Source organism: Pseudomonas sp. FBCC-B1667, assembly GCF_059133255.1.
This window is the reverse complement of sequence record NZ_CP101437.1, coordinates 1,035,124-1,057,449: the sequence shown is the minus strand read 5'-3', so window position 1 is coordinate 1,057,449 and position 22,326 is coordinate 1,035,124. Positions and strand designations below refer to the sequence as shown.

At 53.1% G+C, this 22,326-nt stretch carries 12 protein-coding genes and 1 pseudogene; 5 read left to right on the top strand and 8 right to left on the bottom strand.

The window, feature by feature from the left end:
- Window positions 1–648 precede the first annotated feature (648 nt).
- From NL116_RS04580 to NL116_RS04570, 3 genes are all read left to right on the top strand, one after another.
- Complete coding sequence (locus tag NL116_RS04580; protein ID WP_494376195.1) at window positions 649–4,311, top strand: AAA domain-containing protein; 3,663 nt, start codon at window positions 649–651, stop codon at window positions 4,309–4,311.
- Window positions 4,308–6,158 (top strand): phospholipase D-like domain-containing protein, encoded by a 1,851-nt coding sequence (locus NL116_RS04575; RefSeq protein WP_494376194.1) that lies wholly within the window; start codon window positions 4,308–4,310, stop codon window positions 6,156–6,158. Before NL116_RS04580 ends, NL116_RS04575 begins: the two co-directional genes overlap by 4 nt.
- A gap of 168 nt (window positions 6,159–6,326) precedes the next feature.
- The gene (locus NL116_RS04570) at window positions 6,327–7,352 is read left to right on the top strand and encodes a hypothetical protein (RefSeq protein WP_494376193.1); all 1,026 of its coding nucleotides are present in this window, start codon (window positions 6,327–6,329) and stop codon (window positions 7,350–7,352) included.
- A 159-nt stretch (window positions 7,353–7,511) separates the two neighbouring features.
- Here NL116_RS04570 and NL116_RS04565 read toward each other — a convergent pair whose 3' ends face one another.
- On the bottom strand, window positions 7,512–8,366 hold the full coding sequence (locus NL116_RS04565; protein WP_494376192.1) for a hypothetical protein: 855 nt from the start codon (window positions 8,364–8,366) through the stop codon (window positions 7,512–7,514).
- Window positions 8,367–8,921: 555 nt separating this feature from the next.
- Here NL116_RS04565 and NL116_RS04560 point away from each other — a divergent pair.
- Both NL116_RS04560 and NL116_RS04555 read left to right on the top strand, forming a co-directional pair.
- A pseudogene (locus NL116_RS04560) lies at window positions 8,922–9,382 on the top strand (isochorismatase family protein).
- A 69-nt stretch (window positions 9,383–9,451) separates the two neighbouring features.
- Window positions 9,452–9,655 (top strand): hypothetical protein, encoded by a 204-nt coding sequence (locus NL116_RS04555; protein WP_494376191.1) that lies wholly within the window; start codon window positions 9,452–9,454, stop codon window positions 9,653–9,655.
- Window positions 9,656–10,146: 491 nt separating this feature from the next.
- Here NL116_RS04555 and pelG read toward each other — a convergent pair whose 3' ends face one another.
- Genes pelG through NL116_RS04520 form a run of 7 tightly spaced genes read right to left on the bottom strand, consistent with a single transcriptional unit; the run spans window position 10,147 to window position 22,294 of the window.
- Complete coding sequence (gene pelG, locus NL116_RS04550; protein WP_123435170.1) at window positions 10,147–11,517, bottom strand: exopolysaccharide Pel transporter PelG; 1,371 nt, start codon at window positions 11,515–11,517, stop codon at window positions 10,147–10,149.
- Window positions 11,518–13,032, bottom strand: coding sequence for a GT4 family glycosyltransferase PelF (pelF, locus tag NL116_RS04545; protein ID WP_494376190.1), 1,515 nt, complete (start codon window positions 13,030–13,032; stop codon window positions 11,518–11,520).
- Entirely contained in the window at window positions 13,029–14,018 is a 990-nt protein-coding gene (locus tag NL116_RS04540; protein ID WP_494376189.1) for a tetratricopeptide repeat protein, read from the bottom strand. Before NL116_RS04540 ends, pelF begins: the two co-directional genes overlap by 4 nt.
- The gene (locus NL116_RS04535; RefSeq protein WP_494376188.1) at window positions 13,996–15,363 is read right to left on the bottom strand and encodes a PelD GGDEF domain-containing protein; all 1,368 of its coding nucleotides are present in this window, start codon (window positions 15,361–15,363) and stop codon (window positions 13,996–13,998) included. Before NL116_RS04535 ends, NL116_RS04540 begins: the two co-directional genes overlap by 23 nt.
- Before the next feature lie 5 nt (window positions 15,364–15,368).
- The gene (locus tag NL116_RS04530; RefSeq protein ID WP_140663956.1) at window positions 15,369–15,887 is read right to left on the bottom strand and encodes a penicillin-binding protein activator LpoB; all 519 of its coding nucleotides are present in this window, start codon (window positions 15,885–15,887) and stop codon (window positions 15,369–15,371) included.
- 28 nt (window positions 15,888–15,915) lie between these two features.
- The gene (locus NL116_RS04525) at window positions 15,916–19,503 is read right to left on the bottom strand and encodes a tetratricopeptide repeat protein (protein WP_494376187.1); all 3,588 of its coding nucleotides are present in this window, start codon (window positions 19,501–19,503) and stop codon (window positions 15,916–15,918) included.
- Window positions 19,481–22,294: a bifunctional glycoside hydrolase/polysaccharide deacetylase family protein gene (locus NL116_RS04520; RefSeq protein ID WP_494376186.1), complete on the bottom strand. Its 2,814-nt coding sequence runs from the start codon at window positions 22,292–22,294 to the stop codon at window positions 19,481–19,483. Before NL116_RS04520 ends, NL116_RS04525 begins: the two co-directional genes overlap by 23 nt.
- Between the last annotated feature and the right edge of the window lie 32 nt (window positions 22,295–22,326).

The following is a 22,326-nucleotide window of genomic DNA, read 5'->3' as shown; positions in this document are numbered from 1 at the left end:
GGCGGTCAAGCGTCACGGCCAAAGCGCTCAGAAAGTGGCGACTGTCGCCACTTTTGTCGCCATGCTCCAAGCCCCGCTCTGCCTGGGTTGTCGTCGGTGTCGCCGGTGTCGCCACTTCTTTTTCCATAGCCCTACGACAAGCTCCGCTCTGACACCGGAACGGACTGCGTGCGATAGAGATCATGGGCAATTACTGACGGGTAAACGATGGCGTGGCGCTAATTGAAATATAAAATGAGGTAGTGGTACGAGGCGGCATCGAGAAAGAGCGAGTGAACCCTCTGATCGGCGCGATCAAAGATCGCTTGATCGGAGGGTTTGGCGGGAAAAGCAAATCTCAAACGTCAAATACAGCCTCAAAGCATCAACGCTGGTTGATTGGGAAGTGTCGGCTTCACGCCGGACGATCAGCGTCTGTTGCAACCGCAGCCGAAGACCGGCTTCGAGCGCTTCTTGGGTATCACCTGCATGCATCCGAGCAGAGCAGGTTAGGGGAGGCGGTGGAGACGGATTATCCGATGGAGGCTGTTATTAGACGCGTCTTAACCTTGAGTAGGCCGAACCATACTCACCTCAGCGCCTAGTAGCACAAAGCTAGCATTTCGATATAGGATCAAATCTTTAAGCCATGGAATATAGGGGCTGGTAATGCAAAACATTTCTTCAATACCATTTTTCGCAAAATTCACAGATTTAATACCTATAAGAGAATATGACTTTGAACATGGGAACCCAGGCCTTCTAGGAGCGGAGGTAGAAGGAAAACAAGTAATAGTCAAATACTGGCTCAACCGCCATCAAGATAAAACCGAAATACTAAAAGAAATATGGCTGTACGAAAAAAGGCAACTTCAAAGGCTTAAAGGTTGCCCTGGAGTGGGAGATTATATTTCTCCAATATATGAATCACACGCTGATGAACATGGATTTTATTTAGTTCTAGATAGTGGGTCACGACTACCCCTTTCGCTCTACTACGAATCCACATCGAGGACTCTGTATTTACAACGCCCTTGGATTTTCAACCTGAGACCGATATCAAATCGATTGAAATTCTGGAGAAATATTAGTCGAATAATATCGGCAATTAGCATCTTGCATTCTCAGGGTCTTCTACACAGGCATCTAAATATTGATTCGATACTTACCGACCCAACTAGTGATTTAGATTTTCAACTTACAGGCTTTGAGTGGTCAATCCGGGTTCAGCGAATGTCTGAATCTAATAAAACCAGAAATGCATCCACTGATGTTAATAGGAAGCACTTTTCATTCCTAACTGATTGGATGGACCTTGGTTTTTTGATCGCCAAAATCCTGAAAATCGATAATGAAGAAATATCAAGCACCTATTACCCCATTGACAAAATCATCGAAAAAACCGACCTGACAATAAATGAGGTAGTTCTCATACGAGGCCTAATCGGCTCTATCGATATTGATAAAAGCGCTTCAAGCAAGGTAATAAACTCTGACATAGCACTAAAGAAAATAAAGGATATAACTACAGAGCTGAATAGCCTCCTCGAAAAAAGCCCTGACCCACTAGCGATAGCCTTTCTATTTAACACATCATCTACCAAAGGGCAGCATAGCTCTGGAAAAACATCAGTATTTAATGCCGTACAGCATATATTTTTTGAAAATCACTCCATTTCTCTATCAGAAGCAGACATATCCGAACTACTAGATTTTATTAGTCAAGATCTCGCGACCTCAAGCATAACAAAGATACTTCAAAATAACGGTGAGATTGAATATCTGCTTATCGGTTCGCAGCTTTCCTACATCATTGGAAAAAACAAAAGTAACCGATTGGACTCCGAGGGAAGCTGGAATACAGCATTCTGCCATTCAGCATACTTAACTCCACCCATCAAGCTTGGGCAGCGAAATCAAAAGGTACAGATCAATAGGCACATTAAATGTGTTGTGCATACAAATAGAGTTGAGCTGGAACGACTTAATCCCTACCCGTGGAGCGAGTATATTGATAATTTGGATTCTCCAGCCACTAAGGATGAGGTCGCAAAAGATCTAACAACAGGTTTTGCTGCGTATCACCTGACGGAAATAGCATTTGCCAAAGCCGAAATTTACCCAATTGAGGTCATATCATACACGATAGATTCTGACGACCCCTCCCTGTACAACGTAAAGCTGCGCACAAGAATTGATCCGGAAGCAGAAACCGTATCTCAAAGTTTATCAATAAAGAGCCCCGCTGTAAGGCTAAAACAGATTTTTACGAACAGCGGCGAGTATTCACGATGGTTTTTCCTAAGCAATTCTAATTTTAACGACGAAGATCACGAGGTTGTACTCGACTATTTATCTAGCCAACAAAATAATGGTGAAATCACTTATGAGTTCACAACAAATACGCCAAATCCAGACCACAAAACTCCTTTCATAATCACAAGCTCCACTCAAGGAACAATTAGCCAACTCAGCAGACGGGCTGCAGCAATTGATGCCTTAAGCCACCATGACGAATTGATAGAGCTACTAAAATCTCCACACAGAAGGATCATGAGCTCCAACGAAAATATTACTTTACATGATTCGTTCAATGAGTTGGACAGCTCAAAAAGAGACGTTTTTCAAAAAGTACTAAGCACTTTACCTCTATATTTAGTTCAAGGCCCACCCGGGGTGGGTAAAACTTACTTAGTCACCACGTTAGTGCAGCAAGTTTTTTCGAGCGAGGCTAACAGTCGGTTACTTCTTACGGCACAAAGCCACTCCACAGTTCATCACCTTTTTAATGAAGTTAATAAAGCGCTAGGAAGAGACAATACCCAGAACCCTCTCTTGGTTATAAGTTGCGTTAAAAATGGTTCTCCGGAAGATGATGCAGATCCGAACCTTAAAGTAGATGAGCTAGCGAAGGAGCAAATCAACAATCTTATCTCAAGCTCTCTTTTCAAGAGTTGCCCATCAGAAAGCACGAAAAATGGAGTCATTGCACTCAGCACCCCAGGAAACCGATCAGGCCGTAGCACACTAGTCAACCAGCTCCTTAAATCAGCAAACTTGGTATTCGCCACGACCAACTCAAAACAAGTTGAAGACCTTATAAGATCCAACTCTCAATTCGACTGGTCGATTATGGAGGAAACAGGAAAAGTTACCGGACTAGAACTATTAAGTCCCATGCTGCTATCGCACAGGCGATTGATGATTGGCGATCACAAGCAACTCCCACCATATGCTTCAGAAGTTATGAGAAAGGCATTAGGAGATGTAAGCAGTCTTAAAAAATCTCTACAATTCTCGCAGGAAATCTACAACAACAATATAAAAGGTGAGTTCGTAAAAAACAAACTAAACCAAGAGTCTATTGATAATTTTTCCGAGCAAGACCTTGAAGATATTTGCAGGGAAGCTCTACGTCTCCACTTGCTATTCGAAAGTTTAATAAACGAAGAAGAAATCGCCCTAAAGAGATCGAAAGATCATTATGGTCATGAGGGTCGACATAAACCCATCGCGAGTATGTTAGAGATACAGCACAGGATGCATCCAATAATTGCGGAGGTTGTATCTGATGTATTCTACAAACACAAGTTGGACACATCAGATGAGAAAAAAGAATTTTATACAGAGCAAAACAAGCCATTCTACTTTGAAACTGCAGATTTTGAGGAGATAAACAGCGCCCCCATCGTATGGATTGAAACTCCCGATGTACAGGCTAACCAGGGGGTAAAGTCGGGCGATAGAAAGCCACAATGGAACAATCCATTTGAAGTTGAAGCCGTAGTCAATTTACTGAAACTCCTGCGAAGGAAGCCGGGTATTCAAAAACCACCGAAGCTAGCCTTACTGTCTCCCTACAACAAGCAAATTGAACGAATTTCAACAATGCTTGATAGAGAAAGCCAGAAAATTTTAAATCTACACGATTTTTCAAAGCCTGACGACTCCTCCTCATTCTGCAGTACAGTCGACGCCTTTCAGGGAGCGGAAGCAGACTTAACTATTATTTCATTGGTCCGAAATAATAGTGACTCTTATCCTCTAAGTGCTTTGGGGATTTTGCTGGACAGCAGACGCATGAATGTTTTATTGAGCCGTGCAAAGCATCAACTGGTCATAGTCGGATCATATGAATTTTTAAAACATTGGGCAAAAAAAATTCAACGAGAAGAGGTGAGCAAAGGGAACACGAGAAACGAATTTCTTGTCACTCTGATTTCAAAGCTTGAAAGCCTCAGGTCATCCAAGCACGCCGTATTTATAAGTTCAGATAAATTTAAATCTGACCCCGCCCCGCTTGAGCCTAAAACAACTAGGAAGAGATCATGACCAAAACTGAGAATCGTCAAAAAATATTTGTCAAGGTTCCTTTCGGTTTTGGAACTTTTCGATTAAAAATTTCGCGTTCTCAGAAATGGGGCGCCATAGACCTAATGATACTAATTTCATTAATTGAAAATCCAAAAACCTCTCAAACACTGTCCAGTGAGTCATGCTTACCAAGGCAGCTTATAGTTGAGATTTTAATACCGCTGATGAAAGCAGGGTGGATAGAGATAATAAACTCTGATAGTGAATTTCTATTCGCACTTACAGAGCGTGGAATGGCCGTCTCGGGAAATGAAGAACTGCCTTCAAATCAGGTACCTATGAGTGTGGTTAGAAGCTTTTTAATTGACCCATTAACCGGAGACTGCTATAGATTTGAAAAGAAAAAAAGGAAACAAAACTATTTGATATACAAAACTGGCAAAGCGACTAGCTTGGCTAAGCAGTATGGAAGTCAATGCGTGGAGTTGAAAGTAAAGCATCCTAAGTTTTCGCCAAAGCTCACCGAAATACTTAACTGCCTGCCTAATGAGAATGAGGAGATAGTTGGTATTGAAGATGAATATATCAAAGAAAACTTTAGCGACTCTCTCAGATACATGCTCGCATGCGTAGATAGCGAAGATCAGGTATCAGGAATCCCTGACATCTCGGTGGACTTAAGAGGGGCTATTATTGAGGCAGCTAAAAATCAAAGAAAAGTATTAGCTGAAAGTGCTAGTGCCACAACTCCCCTGCGTCATAAGGGAAAGGTTTTCGAAGTAGGCTCTCTGGAACGTCACTTCAAAGCACGCGAGGTAGACTTAGAAAGAGTGAACATTATATCAGGCGGCGAAGAACATCGGCAGCACCTATTTGACAGCATTAAAAACGCACACACTCGACTAATCATACATTCAACATTTATAAATCCATCTACTGTTGAGGAAATCTTTGTCGAGCTTCTTGAGTCTGGTAAAAAACGAGTAAAAGTAGACGTTTTATGGGGGCAAACAGAACCAGGCGATACAAACAAAGTTCAGCAGTACAATGAGTTAGTACATGCAATTGAAAAATTTCAGCACCGGATAAACTCAGAAGGACTTTCAACACAAATAAACTTTCACACGACTCCAACTGGCTCGCACTCAAAATTCATCGTAACCGATGACGCAGACGGTTCGTGGAGCATGACAGTCGGATCATGTAACTGGCTATCGAGTGGATTTAATAGGTTTGAAGCTTCGGTACAAATTAGAGATTCCATTTTAGTTTCGGACTGCCTAAATATTGCATCGGACTTAGCGACTGGCCGATATGGGGTTCCTAACATGTTAAGTCGAGATCTTGCCATGGAGGCATCACGTATTTACAAAGCCGCTGAGAGCATCGCGCCTTCCGGGGGTAATACCGTTGAGGCTCAAATCCTAACATCAGCAGAACATCACGCAGCAATAAAGCAAGCAAGCGAATCAGTTGTTAATAATTTTTTCATATGCAGCCACAGGTTTAGCTTCGCTGCGGAACGCCCTATTTTGACCCCGCTAATTGCGGCAAGAAAAGCAAATCCTGACTTATCTATTCGGGTTGCCTACGGACGCTCTAGTGGTGCAATGAAAAACAAGGACGCTAAGTCTGTTAATGATGAACTGCAAGGTTTAGGGTTTAAGGTTACTAAGGCGGACGATCCACAAATACATGCGAAATTCGTAATTTGGGATGATACCAACCTAATAGTAAGCAGCCTAAATTGGTTGTCGGCCTCTTCAAAAGGGCATGATTTTAGCGAGCTTGGCATATATTTAAGTGGCGCGAATTTTGGGGGTAAGCTTATGACTTCATTTAACCAACTCTACGAAAACGCATGACTTCCAATAAGCTCTTGAACTCATGCAAGCGTGATAGGTTCTAATGCAAGAACTTCTGTACGAGGCAGACCTTTGGGTCTGCCGATTTATTACCTCTTTCTATGCTTAACTCAATCCGCTTCAATTCGCTCCTTTCATTTTCAATACTATCAATATGGATTTAAACCCATGAAAAAAAGAGATGAAGCTTTTTCTATTGAAATCCGCGACCCGGACTCGATAGATAAATCCCCTATAGTTAAAACAGAAAACATTAATGATTCGCTACTTTTAATCTTCAAAGAAAAAAGCATCTACAAGTTAATAACTGCAGACTCGACAGACCCGGAAGGGACGTACCCAGACACTGGACACACATATGAAAAAATATCAAACCTAGGAGCATCATCACCCTACGTCGCCAGAATATTTATTCAATTCAAAGGCATTATCGATCAAACTTTTCCAGAAGAACCTTTAAAGAAAAGAACAATACAAGAGATATGGAATCTTAATGAGCAACTGTTATCCTGTGCTCAATTTGAACTAAATATCACAGACCAACTTGCCGACATAATTACAAAATGCGATGCACTCATTGAGAGCAACAAGAATACGCTTAATATCCCACCACTTCCAAAATTTAAAAATCTTGAGAATGATGCAAAGTCCTTTCTTTTGGCAGGAAAGCAATTTCTTATAGATTGCTTTAAAATAATCAGCACTCTAACAGATGTTCCGATATCCCCTAGAGAAGAAGCACACTTCGAGAAACATATAAAGTGGCTAGATCAGAATCGTCCATCGCTACACGAGCTAGTATTAGCACTGAACAATGATCTCCCTTGGATTCGTCGACTATCAGAATGCCGAAATGCAATTGAACATCCAGGTCCCGGACAATTGCTTACCATACAAAATACAAAACTCCATCCAGGAAATAAATTTTCACTTCCTACATGGAGCTACGATCTTACGAAAAAACTAAGCCTACAAGAGCTTTCGGTTCCCATCCATTTAGAGATGGAAACATACTTAAATAACATGTTGGATTTCCTAGAAGAAATCCTTCTTTTTTGCATCTCTGACAAAATCTCTAGCAATAGAATGTTTTCTATTTATCAGCATGACGAAAAGTCTATAAACCAAGCCTGTCCCGTTCGATACTACGCCGGTGTGAGCGCAGATTTTTACTCAAAAATAAAGAAAACATAGTTACGATACATTAGAACTCTAATTTAGTTCTGCTCCCGCTTTTAGTGAACGGGGATTAAGTCACAAAAATTGGGAGCAGACCACTGTTATCTATAACGTAGTCTGACTCCAAACTTTCCTGACTTCCACCGAGTATATACGATACATTTATATGTTAATTTAGCTATTGAAAATGTCAAGCCATCTTTTGCGCCGCTTTATAGCTGTTTTATCTGCCAACAGAAAGTAAAAGAAATCCTCAAAGTGAGGAACGATCATTGTCGGTTTGCCATGACTCATTTCGTACTCACTTGCTTTGTGTGACATAGCTTCAAGCAGAAGGTGAATAGGGCGAAGTATTTCTACCAGTCTCCAAATCACCAAAGGGGAACTCTTCTGAATTACGTATTGACGATGAAGGCAGTCAAAGACCATCATAGGGTGACCTGATTCGTCCAAGTAAGTGGTGAAACCATTTGGTTGTCCTGTCCTGTCCATGTTATAAATAAGATCCATCGCACTTTTTTGTATGACTTGATAAGGTGTATGTTGTTCATAGACGGAGCGGGCGATCTTCAACCACTTATCTAATGGGCTACGATCCATCTTCGCCTCGCACACTTCATTCAAATTGAAGTAGCGAGAGTTCATTGCATATTCAGTGAAAAAGTCAATCAGGTCTTGATCCTCAGCATTCAAGGTCGGTTGTTCTGTTCGCCTTGGACTATATACCGGTATCAGCTTCATACATTCGCCATATAAGCTCTTTATATCGTGTCCAAACTGATTTCTCAGCTGCTTTATTGTTGGCGTTGAGTAGTGGTTCGTAAGCATGTAATTAGTAATAATAGCCAGCTTTAAAATTCGTTCCACCCCTATAGAAATATTAAAAAAAGAAGAATAGAAGTAACCATCTTTGTCTTGAAAAAAATTTGCTTTTAGAAGGAGATCGAAGCCGGAGAGAATTGAGTTCTTTGTCAGGTGAGCCTCTTGAGCCAATAAGGTGAATTTCTTGTCAAATCCAATCTGCTTCATGTCGGTTAGTCCCGTTGGCGCAAGTTATATAGTAATAGACAAGTTTCTTGATCCGATTTTTGACTCATTTTTCACGAATACGAAACCTTTAACCAATAAGAGATTTACTTGGATATGGAATTATCAGCGGAGTAAGCACATGGTAGACCACTATCTTCCTCAGGAGGAAGATAGTTATAGGCACAAAACCAAAAGAAAAGACGCTCGATCGACGATCTGCTTCTGACTGATTGCTGTATGTTGTCCCGACAGCGGAGGGAGTTCACTCATTATAGATACGAAGTGCGTCAGCTCGGATGTGCACGGTTGTCAGATCGAATACAAGCAGACGGTCAAGCGGAATACAATTGCACACGGTATTCCAGTTGGTATTCCAACGAATAACAAAATAAGATATTAGCTATAAAAATCAACGAAATCGAACACGGATTCAGATTACCCCGGCCCACCAAATCCGAAGCAAAACAAAACCCGCCAAGTGCGGGTTTTGTTGCATCTGGGGGTTGGTATTTTGTACCACTCCCCTCCACCGCAAGCCTCGACCCGGAGCCCCTCATGCGCCAAGCCCTCCTGATCATCGACGTGCAGCCAAGCTTCGCCCCGCCACAATGGCTCATCGACGGCATCCGGACACTCATTGGCACCTGCCCAGCGTCGCCACAGTCGAGCGCCACGACGAAGCCAAAACCCCCTTTGCAAAACAACTCGGCTGGCACCCCGCGCCGGACGACAACAGCCTGATCGAGGCCGACCGTGTCTTTATCAAGTACGGCTACGCGCCAACGCCTGAAATCATTGAGTACCTGAAAAACCTGAACGTGGACCGCGTATTGGTTTGCGGGCTGCAAACCGAGACCTGTTGCCTGGCCGCCGGGTTTGCGTTGTTCGATGCGGGGCTACAGCCGACGTTGATTACGGATCTGACGGTGGGTTCATCGCTGGATCGATCGGGCGGGTTGGGCGTCAGGCTTTGGGAGCATCATTTCAAGCACACGGTGAAGTCGACCGCGCTGTAATTTGCACGCGGGTTGGACGGTTCAACACAATCGGACCTACGCTGTCGTACTAATCCCAAGGATGACGCCATGAAATTCAACATTCTGATGATCGTGTTAACCCTCTCACTGACGTCCGGTTGTGCGTACTACAACGACCGCACCACCGACACCAGCAAGAACGGGCGGATTGCCTGTGATGCCGAGCCGGCCAATCAGCCGGGGTGCTACACAAAGCAGTCGAAGGATTGGAATTGGGGTGGGTTGAAGTTTGGGGTTGGGGCTTCGAACTAAGCTCGGGGCCTGTAGGAAGCCGCTGAGATTGGAAGCGTTTTTTAAACATAAAATTTCGTTCTAATCCTACCGACGCTGTGATTTCAGGGAGGTTTCCGACAGGTCACGGCGGTTGTCGGGTAGGAAGATGAGTGGATAGGCTTTGTCGGTCGCTGCACATCAGCGAACCTACGCCCCCCTCGATTCAAAGAAACTCAACCACGCCGCTGACCGCGCGCTGGACCACTGCCTCAACCCCTCCGCCCTCAAAGCAGCCGTGGCCCGCAAGCCGAGCACGATGTTCTTGATTGCGCCGGATTAGTTTTACCCGGATTTACCTCGGCATCCACCGACGTGTCTTCCGGCAATTTGATTTTCATCTTGCCCGCCACCACCTGAATTGCGCCGATAGAACTCACCGAATTACCCAGCGCAACCAGTTGCTCTGGCCGGAAGAAAAAAAGGCACTGAGCGAATAACGCCAGTGCCTTTTTTCACGCAGGGAGAGTCCGTCAGCGCGACAGCATGAACGTGTCGTACTCCAGATCCTCCAGCGCCGTGGTCAGCCGATGCAAACCCAGCAATACACAGATCAGCAGCGACAGCGTAAACCCGTAACCAAAGAAGCTCGGGCCGAGGTACATGCTGAACAGCGTCAGCATCGCGTTCAACACCGCGAACAGCACGCACAGCTCCAACACCACGGTGCGTTTGTCGAGGTAGAAGAACACATTGAGCAAGGCCATGAACACCACCTGAATGCTCACACCGATCAGGTCGATGTAGAACAGCGGCAGGTAGTAACTGGAGATGCCCAGCCAGTCGAGCAAGCGCGGCGCGAACAGGAACAACAGCACTGCCGTCAGCCCCTGGACCTTACAGATTTCCAGCAACCCCTGGCGGATCGACAAGGTCATTTCGGTTTTCAGTTGACCGATGTGCTGCAACGTTTCGCCTTCGCGGATCGCCCGGAACAGACGGTCGTACCACTCGGCAAAATCGGTTTCGATGCGCACCAGAAACACCGCCATGCCGGGAATGATCGCCAGGTACGCGAGGAAGATCGGCAGGTCGTACAGGATCGAAGCGCGCAGCGGGCCAACGATTGCGTTGGAGGTGCCGGGGTTGAACCAGAACAGGAATTTGTCGATCCAGATGCCCAGGTTGTAGAAGAAACCGGTAGCCAGCAGACTGAGGAACACATTGCGCCGTGCGAGGAAGTCGAAGGCGATCAGTTTCTCGGCCCGGTACTCGCGCAGGATGTCGTAGAGGAACAGGAACAGCAGCGTGCTGTGCCCGATCAACAGCGCCAACAGCAAGCCCGGCATTTGCAGAAAACTCAGCAGATAAGCACTCGCGACCATCAGCGCGTAACCCACCAGCATCACCAGCAGAATGCGGTTATAGGCCTTCATCCCCGAGAGGAAGATGATCACCAGCCACAAATTGCACAGCACCACAAAGTTGGCCAATACCAGGACGCGGTAAATCAGCGGCTGGTCGAACAACAAGCCAAGAACGACAATGCCGAGCAGCCCGGCGCCCAAGGTGACCAGCAACAGCACGCCCAGCAGGTTGGGCAGGATCTGATCGTACTTGTGTTCGAATAACCGGTCTGACACGAACCGGGTGAAGAACAATTGCAGGCCGCCGGTGAGAATCAGCGAGGTGGCCATCAGGTACGTCACCGTCACCAGAAACTGCCCGACCAACGCGTTCGGCAGCAGCAAGCCGATACTGATGATCCCCACCAGCATCACGCTGATGATCGACAACACCCACGGCCCAGAGCTGATCAGCCCCGCGTAAACGTAGGCGTGCAAGGTCGCCGTGTAGGAATCACGCGAAAGGATTTTTCGCAGTTCGAAGCCAATCCCGGCCATTTAACTGTTCTCCATGGCAGCTTGATACAAGTCGCGATAACGCTGCAGCATCAAGGCTTCGGTGTAGTAACGAGTGACCCGCAACAAGCCACTGGCCTGAGCGGCCTGCCAGCGTTGCGGGCTGCGCAGCAGTTCGAGGATCGCCGCGCTGGTGGCTTGCGGGTCGGCAATCGCCACCACTTTGCCGGCGTGACCGAGGTCGCGGTCTTCGGCGCTGCCACCCTCGATCAATTCGCGGCACGAACCGACGTCGCTGCTGACCACCGGCGTACCGGCGGCCCAGGCTTCGAGGATCACCAGCGGTTGTGCCTCGCTGATCGAGGTCAGCACCATCAGGCCGAGCTTCGGCAGGATCTCCTGAATACGCTGGAAGCCAAGGAAATGCACCTTGCCCTCCAGGCCCAGGCTGGCCATCAGACTGCGGCATTCGCTGACGTATTCCGGGTCTTCCTCTTCCGGGCCGACGATCCAGCCCTCGGCGTGAGGCATGGCGCTGATCACGCCGCGCATGGCCCGCAGAAAGGTTTTGACGTCCTTGATCGGCACCACACGGCCGATCAGGCCGACGACCGGCGCAATGCCGTGGGCACGGGACTCCAGCGCAGCGGTCCACACCGGCAGGTCGATACCGTTCGGAATCACCTGCGTGCGCGAGGCCATGGCGCCGTCCTTGATCTGCCGCTGACGGTTGCCGTCGTAGAGCGCGATGATGTTGTCAGCGCTGTTGTAGGTCAGTTGGCCGATGCGCTCGAAAAAGCGTACCCACAAGGTGCGGATGTAACCCGAACCGGCATCGAGGCTGCGGTTCAGCGCCTGGCCGGAACTCTCGGCAATCCAGCTGGCCTGGGCCAGGTCGATCTTGCGTTCCTTGGTGTAAATGCCGTGCTCGCTGAGCAAATAAGTGCAGTTCCAGCGTTGCTTGAGGATGCACCCGAGAAAACCCGCGTAGCCGGTGGAAATCGAATGCAGCACCCGCGCTTTCGGCATCCGCCGCGCGGCTTCGGCGAGCATCAGCAACGGCGACTGCATCGAGCGCAGGGTCCAGAAATAATTGACGAAGGACGGGTCGGCGCAATGCTGACGGTAGCCTTCGCTCAGCGTTTCCCAACTGGCGCGGCTGCGCAGCACATCGTCGAGGGTCATGCGGCCTTGGGCAATGCAGTCGAGCAGGCGTTCCCCCATGGCGAGGTCAGGCGCGTCCGGGTGATGCAGGAAGCGATACAAATCCTGCAGCTGATGTTCATCAGCCTCGCGCGGATCGCCCAGATTTTTGGTCGGGTGCGTGGCGTCTTCGAGGAACACTTCTTCGATGTGCAGCACGTTGGCCGGCACTTCGTAGCGGCGCGCCGAATAAGCCTGACGCTGGCCGCCAATGAACATCACCGAGAAGGTCAGTTCCGGCAGGCCGAGGATCATCTGGTGAATCCAGCTGGAAACGCCGCCGCGCACGTAAGGCCACGTGCCTTCAAGCAGCAGGCAGATGTCGGCAACAGGTGCCTGTTCCTTGCGATTCATGTCCAGCTCCTGACCAATGCAGCGAACGGTGGCCGCTGACGGGTTTCCTCGGGAAGGCGTGCGAGCAGTCCGGGAATTTCGTGATAACGACCGGCCTCAAAGGCCAGTTCTGCGTGGAACGGCAGCACCTGCGCTGCCCCCATGCCATTCTCCTGGGCCTGACGGAGCAGCACTTCAGCGCGCTCGATGTCGCCACGCTCCAGCGCGATGCGCCCGGCCAGCAGAAACAGTTCACCGCCCTCGCCTGCTTCCAGGCCAAGCTCGGCATGTTCGCTGGCTTGGTTGAGTACGTGATCCAGCACACTGCCTTGCGCCAGCCCCAGATAGGCCAGTTCCCAATACCAGCGCGCCAGCCGGCCGTGGAGCGCGCCCGCTGCTTTGGCATTGGCGTCGGGCAGCTCACCGAGGGCGATCTGGATGTGCAGGTTGATGTCGCTTTCCTGCTTGTCGAGCATCGAGTACGCCAGCAGCCGCACATCGTCGCTCGGGTCGGCCAGCGCCAGTTTGAGGATTGGTACGGCTTCTTTGCCGGGCATGCGTCGGGTGGCCAGCAATGCGGCCAGACGCTGGTCCGGATCGGGCGCATGACGCAAAACGTCCTGCAAACCGCCATCGGCAAACACCGGTTTGTGCAATTGCAGCTGCGCCCGATACGGCAGCTTCGGAATGCCCACCGCTTGCCATGCCTGCTTGTCGCGTTTGCGCGGCAGGTACAGCGCCGGGAAAATCGCCGCGACCACGCCCACCGCCCCGAGCACCGGCACAAAGAACGCCAGGCTGAAGATGAACAATGGGCTCCACGGCAGCGGCGAACGGTAACGTGCCGGCAACAGCAACCACACCGCCGCGCACAACATCACGCAAGCCAGGCCATGGCTCAGGGTGAACACCAGCAATTGTTGTAACTCGGGCGCTGCGACCCACAAGCTGGCCCAACTGCCCGCCTCTAACAACAAGGCTCCGCTAAACAGCCACTTGCTGATCATTCAGGCCACACTCGTTGAACAGGAAATTACGCAGCCCGTTGCGTTCACAGCCAGGCTCCAGGTTGAACGGCAGCACACGCACGCCAAGGCTTTCCAGGCTGCTTTCGATACCAAAGTGCTCGTGCAGCAACAGGTTTATCCGCGCCAGATACCCTTCGCTGCCTTGCGGACTGGTCAACGGCAAGAGCACCAGCAACAACGAATGATCGCGGTCGTTACGCAGCGACAATTGCAGATCGAGACCGCGCTGGCTGCGTTCAAACAGGCGCGCCAGCTCATCGTTCTGACGGGTCATTTCAAAGGCGAACAGGCCGGCCGCCAACTTGTGCTGCTCGACATCCACCAACGAGCGCTTGAGTTGCAGAGTGAAGTGCTGCGCATCGGCATCGGCCAGTTGCAGCACTTGCGGATCGCGACGCAGCAGGTCGGCGATGTGCCCGGCGAGCAACGCCAACAGGCTCAACGTACGATCCTGAAAGGCGAAGAACGGCATCTGCCGAACCGCCAGAATCGCCAGCAAGCGACCTTCGGCATCGATCAGCGGAATGCACGCCTGCAACGAGGAGAACTGCGCCGAACTGCCGGCATCGATCAGTTCCTGACGCACGCTGACCAGTTCACCACGGTCCAGGCACAGCTTGACCAGACCGTCCTCGGTGCCCAACGGCCCCATGATACCGATCGTCGCCAAGGCTTCAGGCAAGACGTTTTCTTCACGCTCGTCGACGCGGTACAAACCGGCCACGCGCAACGCGCCGTATTGACCGAGCATGGTCACAATCGGGTCGGCCAGCGCGGCGAGTGCATCGCCTTCGTCCGGCATTACCCGCAGCTTGTCGCGCAAGCCCAGCAAGGAGCTGCGCAAACTCTGGTCGCTGCCCGCCACGCGCTGCTCCAGCAGGTCGTGGGAAACCCGCAAAATCTGGTGCGCACGGGTGAATTCATCGAGACGGTACTGGCGGTAATCGTTGGCCATCTGCAGACGCTGCAAGCGCCGCTCCCACAGATCGCGAACCTCACCCACCAGCATGCCGCTGACCAGCACGCCGACAATGAATGACGGATCGAGCTGCTCATAGCCCTCATGCCCGACGTAGCGCAGGGCGAACATCGCCATTACCAGCAGACTGGCGCTGACCAGGCCGCGCACAAATCCGTAGCGCACACCGAGCAGCAACGGCGCCAACACTGGCCAGGGAAAACCGGCGTGCATTTGCAGTGGGTCCTGCGGGGTCAGCCACAAGCCGAGGCCGATGGCCCCGCCAGTCACCAACAGCGTTTCCAGCCAAGACACCGGGCCGCTGGCACGCGGCGCGAGGCTGTAATCCATGTGAGGAGAATTCATTGCATTCACTCGAACCGAAGGGCGCCAACAAGTGTGTCGAGCACCGTTTGCGCGGTGCCGGCGAGGCTTTCACGGGACCAGCCGGCCCGCGCGCCGCTTTTGCTCCAGAGCACACGACCGCTGCTGGCTTCGAGCACGCGCAGGCTGATGCCCACCGCCGGTTCGCCGTCCAGACCGTTCTTGTACTGCCACTCTTCAACGCTGCCGGAGACCACGTAATCGAGCTTCTGATCGCGAGCCCAATCGAGGGCGCCGGCCAGGCGTTCGTTGTCGTCCATCAGCGCTTGTTCGCCTTGGGTGCTGGCCGGGTAAACCCGTGGTTTCAGGCCATGGCTGCTGAGGACGCTGAGCAGGATTTGCTCACTGCGCTCGCCGGCTTGCGGGGTCTGCGAATAGTTGACCATCGGCACCACGCCCCACTTCGCATTACGCGGCAGATTGGGGCTGGTGTCGCCGGTGAAGCTGGCGCAACCGGCGACGAACAGGACTGCCAGAGCCAGGCTCAGATTACGAATTGCTTGCATCAGTTTTTCTCCCGTAAACATTTCATGATCAGCGTCCGAATCGCACGCCGTAGCTCACACCCAGTGTTCCGCCTGCCTGACCATCCCCGCCTTGTGGCGCGGATTGGTAGCCGAAGGTCAGGGCCAATTCGTCACCGCCCAGCACTTCGACGCCGATCCCGGTGTTGATGCCGTAGTTGAAGGTTTGATCCAGCCATTGCCAGCCCGCCGTGACGTCCACCAACCAGGTGTATTGCGGGCGAGTACGCACCAGCGCGCCCGGCAGACCGCGACGCCAGGAGCTGCCGACGTAGAGTTGGCCGTAACGGCTTTGCAGCAGATCATCGGCCGTGACGACCGCAGGATCGTCCGAGCCATCAACGCTTTTCACCGGGCCGCCGTTGGCACTGGACAGGTAGTCCAGGGTGCGGTCCTTGACGTTGTTGTGTTGATAATCAACCCCGCTGCGCACGGTCCAGTTAGGCCCGGCGAATTCCAGCGTGTGGTTGTATTCCATCTTCAGTTCCTGGCCATTGCCCAAGGAATCGCCAGCGCGGGTTGAGAAGGATTTCTGCGCCACTTCCCAACTGATCTGATCCCGCGCCGTTAACCCGTGACGACCAGCAACCCACACGCTGTCGTGTTGACCGAAGGCGCGCATCAAGCCGCTGTCTTCGCTCTTGCGATTCCAGTCCAGACCGGTCTCCACCTGGTCGCTGACGTCCAGCTGCCAGATCCGCGACAGGCCCAGGCCATTGCGGTTGTCGTCCTTGCGCTGACTGGTGTCGGCGAACAGTTTATAGCTGCCGTCCTCGACAAAACGCTGCAAGGTCAGGCCGGCGTTATTCTCGTCGCCCATGCGCGTTTCAATCAGTTGATCGCTGTTGTAAGTGCCTTGCTCCAGCTCCAGGTTGGCGTACCACTGATCGCCCAGGTTGTGCGCCACTTCAAGGCGTGGGCCGCTGAAGTCCAGGCCACCGAAATCCTGTTGATGCCAGGACAGTTGCGCGCCTTGGGGCGTCAATTCCTGAAGCTCCACGGCTTGACGACGCAGTTGTTCACGCACCGCCGCCGGTTGATCATCACCCAGCGCGGACTCGCTGAGATCGAGGGCTTCGCCGTAACGGCCGAGTCGACTGAGGGCCTGCGCACGTTGTGCAGGATTCAGGTCGTTGCTGGCCAGCAGCGTTTCGACCTGCTGCTTGTTACGGCTGCGCAAGGCTTGCTGAATCTCTTCATAGCGCTCGACCTTCAAGCCCTGACTGCGCGCCCAATCCAGCCACTGGTCTTTCTGCGATTCCTGGTTGGTCGCGTCGAGACGCGCCAGCAATCGCTCGAACCACAACTGCAACATGGCTGGCGAGCCGTCCTTCCACTGCGAGACTTCATTCGCCGCTTTGCCCGGCGAATAGCTGCTGGCCATCAGGCGCAACCAGATCGCGTAACGCTGCGACGACGGTTTGATTTCTTCACCCTCGGGGCTGCGCAGCAACTTCAGGCGCAGACGTTGGGCCGCATCACGATAACCGGCGCTTTCGAGGGCATCGGCGTAGGCGGCACGCACCAACCAATCATTCGGACTGGTCTTGAGGTACAGGCGATACCAGGCCAGGGCTTCGCTTTCGCGACCGAGCAACTGGCTGGCACTGGCGAACGGCAGCCACAGAATGCGGTCTTGCCGCGCCTGCGGGCGCCATTCCGTCAGCAACGGTTTCAGCGCGGTGGTGTTGCCCTGATCGATGTAGAGCCACATCAGGCGTTCGCGGAACTGATTGTCATCGGGGTAACGTGACAAGCCCAACAAGTACAAACGCTGCGCTTCTTCGGTTTGCCCCTGCTGCACCGCCAAGGCACCGCGAATCGCCAGTACCTGTGCCTGCTCACTGGCCTCCGGATATTGCTCCGCACTCTTGAGCAGGGCGGCGACTTGTGGCCAGTCCTGCAAGTCCTGAGCTTGCTGCAAGGCTTCGACCAGACGCAGCGGATCATGCACGCGCTGCCAACTGCCGACCATCATGGTCAATGCGCGTTTCGGATCGCTGGTGCGGTACATCGTGATCAGCTGACTTTCGTCACCGCTGTTGAGCGAACCGCGCAGGGCGAGGAGTTTTTCCAGAGAGGCTTGCAGCTCATCGTCGAGCTCCAGATCCCAGGCCAGCGAGGATCGCAGGCTCCAATATTCCTCATCGGTGATCTTGCGATTGTCGATCTGCACCACGCCCCACGCCGATTTATTGTCAAACAGCTTCAAGTAGGTGTTGGCCCAATCGATGCGTTCGGTGGTGGTCAAGGCAAATCGTTTCGAGTAGCTCTTGTAGGTTTCGGCCTTGTGCGCGTATTGCCCGGTGTTTTCCAGGTTCTGCACCAGACGCGTCCACGCCAGGCGGTGAGCTGGATACTTGTTGATGTATGCGCGCAACCAGGTCTCGGCTTCGGTTGGGGTGCCGCGTGACTCGTGGCCATAGATCAGCGCATCAAGTTCAACGTCGGTCAGCGCACGTTGCTGCATGATGTCGGCGAGCAAAGGGATCGCCGAATCGAAGTCGTACTGCTGGCTTGCCAGACGCCACGCGTGTTCGCGGGTTTGTGGGTCTTCGTGCAGTTTCAGCAAGCGAATCCAATAGGCCAAGGCTGCCTGACCATCACCACGCCATTCACCCAGATGCGCCATTTGCTCAAGCAAGGCCAAGTCATCCGGGTGTTCGGCCACAAGCTGCTCACCGCTTTCCCAGGCACCGGCCAGATCACCAAGCGCCAGACGCATGCCGAATTCTTTCCTGAGGATTTGCGGGTTATCCGGCTGCAAGACGCGCCACTGATCAAGGAATCGCTGCGCCAGATCGAAGCGCTGGCTGCCGACGGCGACATCGACGCCCTGCTCCAGCCACGCTGAATCAGCCGGGTCCTTGAGTTGATCCAGTTCATCGGCGAGCACTTGTACGGCCTGGTCCCCGTGACCGGCGGCCAAGAGACTGTTGAAGGCCAGTTGTGCGTATTCACGACGCTCGGGGCCTTTACTGTCCTTTTTCAGTTGCAGATAAATCTCGGCAGCGCGATCCGGTTTCTCACCGGCCAGATACCACTGCGCGGCGGACTTGAGCGACTCATTGCGCTGAGCCGGATCGCGCCCGGCGATTTCTTCGTAGACACTGGCGGCGAACGCCGGCGCCTGAAGCGTCAGCGCCAGCTTGGCCAGGTTCTGCAATTGCGGCACCGGCAGACTGCTGTGATCAAAGCGTTGCAGGCGCTCGATCAACGCCTTCTGTGCAACCGGATCATCAGCTTTCGCCGCTTCCAGCGCATCCAGTTCCAACCGGTAATAGGCCTGCATTCCGAGTTCAGGTTTCGGCCAATTCTCGAGGTGTTGACGCGCCTTGGTGTAATCACCGAGACGAATCAGCAGGTCGACCAATTGCAGGCGCAAATGGTCGTCGTCCGGGTGCGCCGACAACAGCAGTTCGGCGTAATTGGCCGACACCGCATCCGGCTCACGACCATCGGGCTGGAACACTTCTTCGCGCTGGAACGTCAGCCAAAGGATGCCCCCGACCGCCACGGCCACCACCGCCAGTGTCCACGGATTGAGCAGGCGGCTGCTTTTAGTGGCTGAAGAGTTAGTTGCAGAAGAGCTGACCATGACTCACCTGCTTCATTGGTAATTGAAAAGTCCACAGACCGGCTGATGCCTTGCCTGCAAAACGTTGCCCGTCCACTTCAACCCGGCATGTGCCCGAGGCGCGCACGGAGAAGGTCAGGTCGACCTGCCCGGCAAACGAAAAGTCCACTTGACGCTCATCCACGTAATGCCAGTCCACCAGCGGCAGATTGGCGTCCTCCAGTGCCGGTCTTTCATCCCGATCGGGACGCAATACGAGCAATGCATGGTCGCTGCTCAGGGCCACATAACGACCCTGCGGCAAGTCGCGAACACCGGCCACGCCTTGCGAGCGCATCAGGTCCGGCCAGCCCATTTGCGGGTCGAGCCGCACGGTACGCAGTGCGTCGAGCCCACGAATTTGCCAAGCGCCGTCTGCGGTGCGCGCCATGCTCACTTGATACAAACCGTGCAAGCGATCGAGGTAGTCGCTCATCCACAGCGACATCGGCTGTTGCGACTTCATGAAGCCGTAGATCTCGCCCATGGCCTTGATCGAGGCCTGCTTGGTACTCGAATAGAAGTGGTAATACAGGTGCAGACCGCGCATTCGCCGTGGGCTGTCGGTGAGTTCGAAGGTATCGATCACATCGCGGAAGCCGTAATACGGGCCCTTCCACAGGTTGGTGTAGAGGTTCTCGTTGATGATCGGCGCGTAGTACTGCAAACCGCCTTGGGTGGGGCGCAGCAACGGGTTCAAACCGGTCAGCGACGGATTGGCCCTGGTCATCATGGTCTCGGCGCCATTGACGTTTTTCAGGCCGGCGTCGTAAGCCAGTTTGATCGTGGCGGCCGACGGCAACGCATCGCCCGGCCAGAACACCATCTTCACCGGTTTTTCCGGGGTGGTGAGGTGCTGGTTGATGTAGTCGCGCGAGCCAAAAATCTCGCGGCGGAAATCGATTTTGTCGTACCCCGGAATGGCCATTTTCAAGCCGTATTCCGGGTGGAAGTTTTCGCGTTGCTTGGCCAGTTCAGGCTGCAGGAAAAACGGATGGCTAAAGGTGTGCGTGGCGACTTCGACTTTCGGGTCGGCGAACAGCTCACGGGCAATGGGCTCCAGTTCGCGGGCGAGAAACGGGAACATCCCGCGCGGCGAAATTTCACCTTCGATCACCGACACCGACGTCAGAAACGGATTGGGCCGAATGAAGTCGTCGAGCACCTGCTTGCCGGCATAGGGCGTGCCACGCACTTCGGCGCGCGACGGGAAACCATCGCCGTCGATGTGCACGGTGGCGATACGACGACCATTTTCGGTGGTGGTGTCCGGGCGCGGTTGCACCGGCAGGCGCAGGCTGGCTTGAAGGAACGCGAAGGGGTCGAGAATCCAGCGGCTGCGCTCGTTGTTCGCCTCCAGGATGTAAGGCGCGAGGGCCAGGCCGCCCCAATCGGCAACGGCGACCGGAGCGAAGGTCTGGCCGTCTGCGGCGGTCAGCAGCAACGCGGCTTTCGGGCCTTTGGGCAACAGGGAAATTGCGGTCAGGTCACGGGATCGGGGCTGCACCGGTGCTTCGAACGCTCCGATCAGCGCCTTGTCCTGATAGGTGATGCTTAATGCTTGCGTGGCGATGGGCGCTTCGCGGCTCAAGCCCAGACGCTTGAGCAGCAGCGGGTCCAGAATCGGCAAACCGGAAAAGAACACCACCGGGACGTGCTCGTCCAGACGCTTGCCGATCCAGCTGTTGAACGCCGGAGGGTCCTGCGGCGGGCCGCTGGTCATCCAGGTAATGACGCCCGCGTACAAACCACTGAAGCGGTACTGCGGCAAGGTGTTGTCCACCGGCAGGTAATCCACGCGGTAGCCGAGGTATTCGAGTAGACCGCCGAGCAGGGTGTGCCCGGCGTTGCGGATCAGGTCGCCTTCGCGTGGGTCGAACAGCAGTGCGACCCGGCGCGGTTGGACTTCAATGTTGCTGATGCCCATCGAGTCCAGTTCAGAGGTGCCGATGTACGGAATGAAGCCCTCTTCGCGCAGTTGCTTGGCCAATTTGCGCGCTTCGTCGCGGCGCTCTGGCGGCAAGTAGTCGATGGCCACCAGCGGAATGCCTTTGGCGCGCAGGGGCTGGATCTGGGTTTCCAGCCACGCACGGTCGGCTTCAGGCACTGGGCGGTAACGCTTGGCGGTCGCATCCCAACCGGCGTGGATCGACTCGACAGCCACCGCAGCGGCCACACCGTCAAGCTCGGGCAGGACTTCAAAGCCACGGTTGAAAAACAGCTTCAATGTCGGCTGGCGCTGGTGCAATTCGCGCAGGAAACTCGCGAGCGCCAAGCGCTGAGTTTCTCGCTCGGCCTCGGGCTGCAGTTGGAAACTGTCGAGGGTGTCGAGGAACAACCCGGCATAGCCTTCAGCTTGCAACGACTTGGCGCGACCGAACAAATGTTCACGCCACGCCGGCGCTGCCAGGTTCATCACCTGACTGTCCCAGGCGCCGTTACGCACCGGGCTGACCGCGCCGGCGAGGTGGGCTTTTTCGATGTCGGCCTTGTTGCCGGCGAACTCGCCAATCGACAGGTAAGCGAATGGCTTGCTGCCCAGATCACGCAGGGTTTTGACGTCGCCCTGGGTCATATGCCCGGGCTCGACCACCGACCAGTCGAACTGTGCCAATTCTGGGATCGGCGGCTGATCGGCGTACCAGAACGTCACGCTAGAGGGCTGTGGCAACGCGGCGGCCTGGGCAGCCGGGCCACTCACGATAAGCGCGATGGCAGCCAACAGCCGTTTGGCGGCCGAGCGGACACGCGTCCTGCGAAAAACGATTTCCATAACGCACTCTTGAGTGTGACTGATTCGATGCT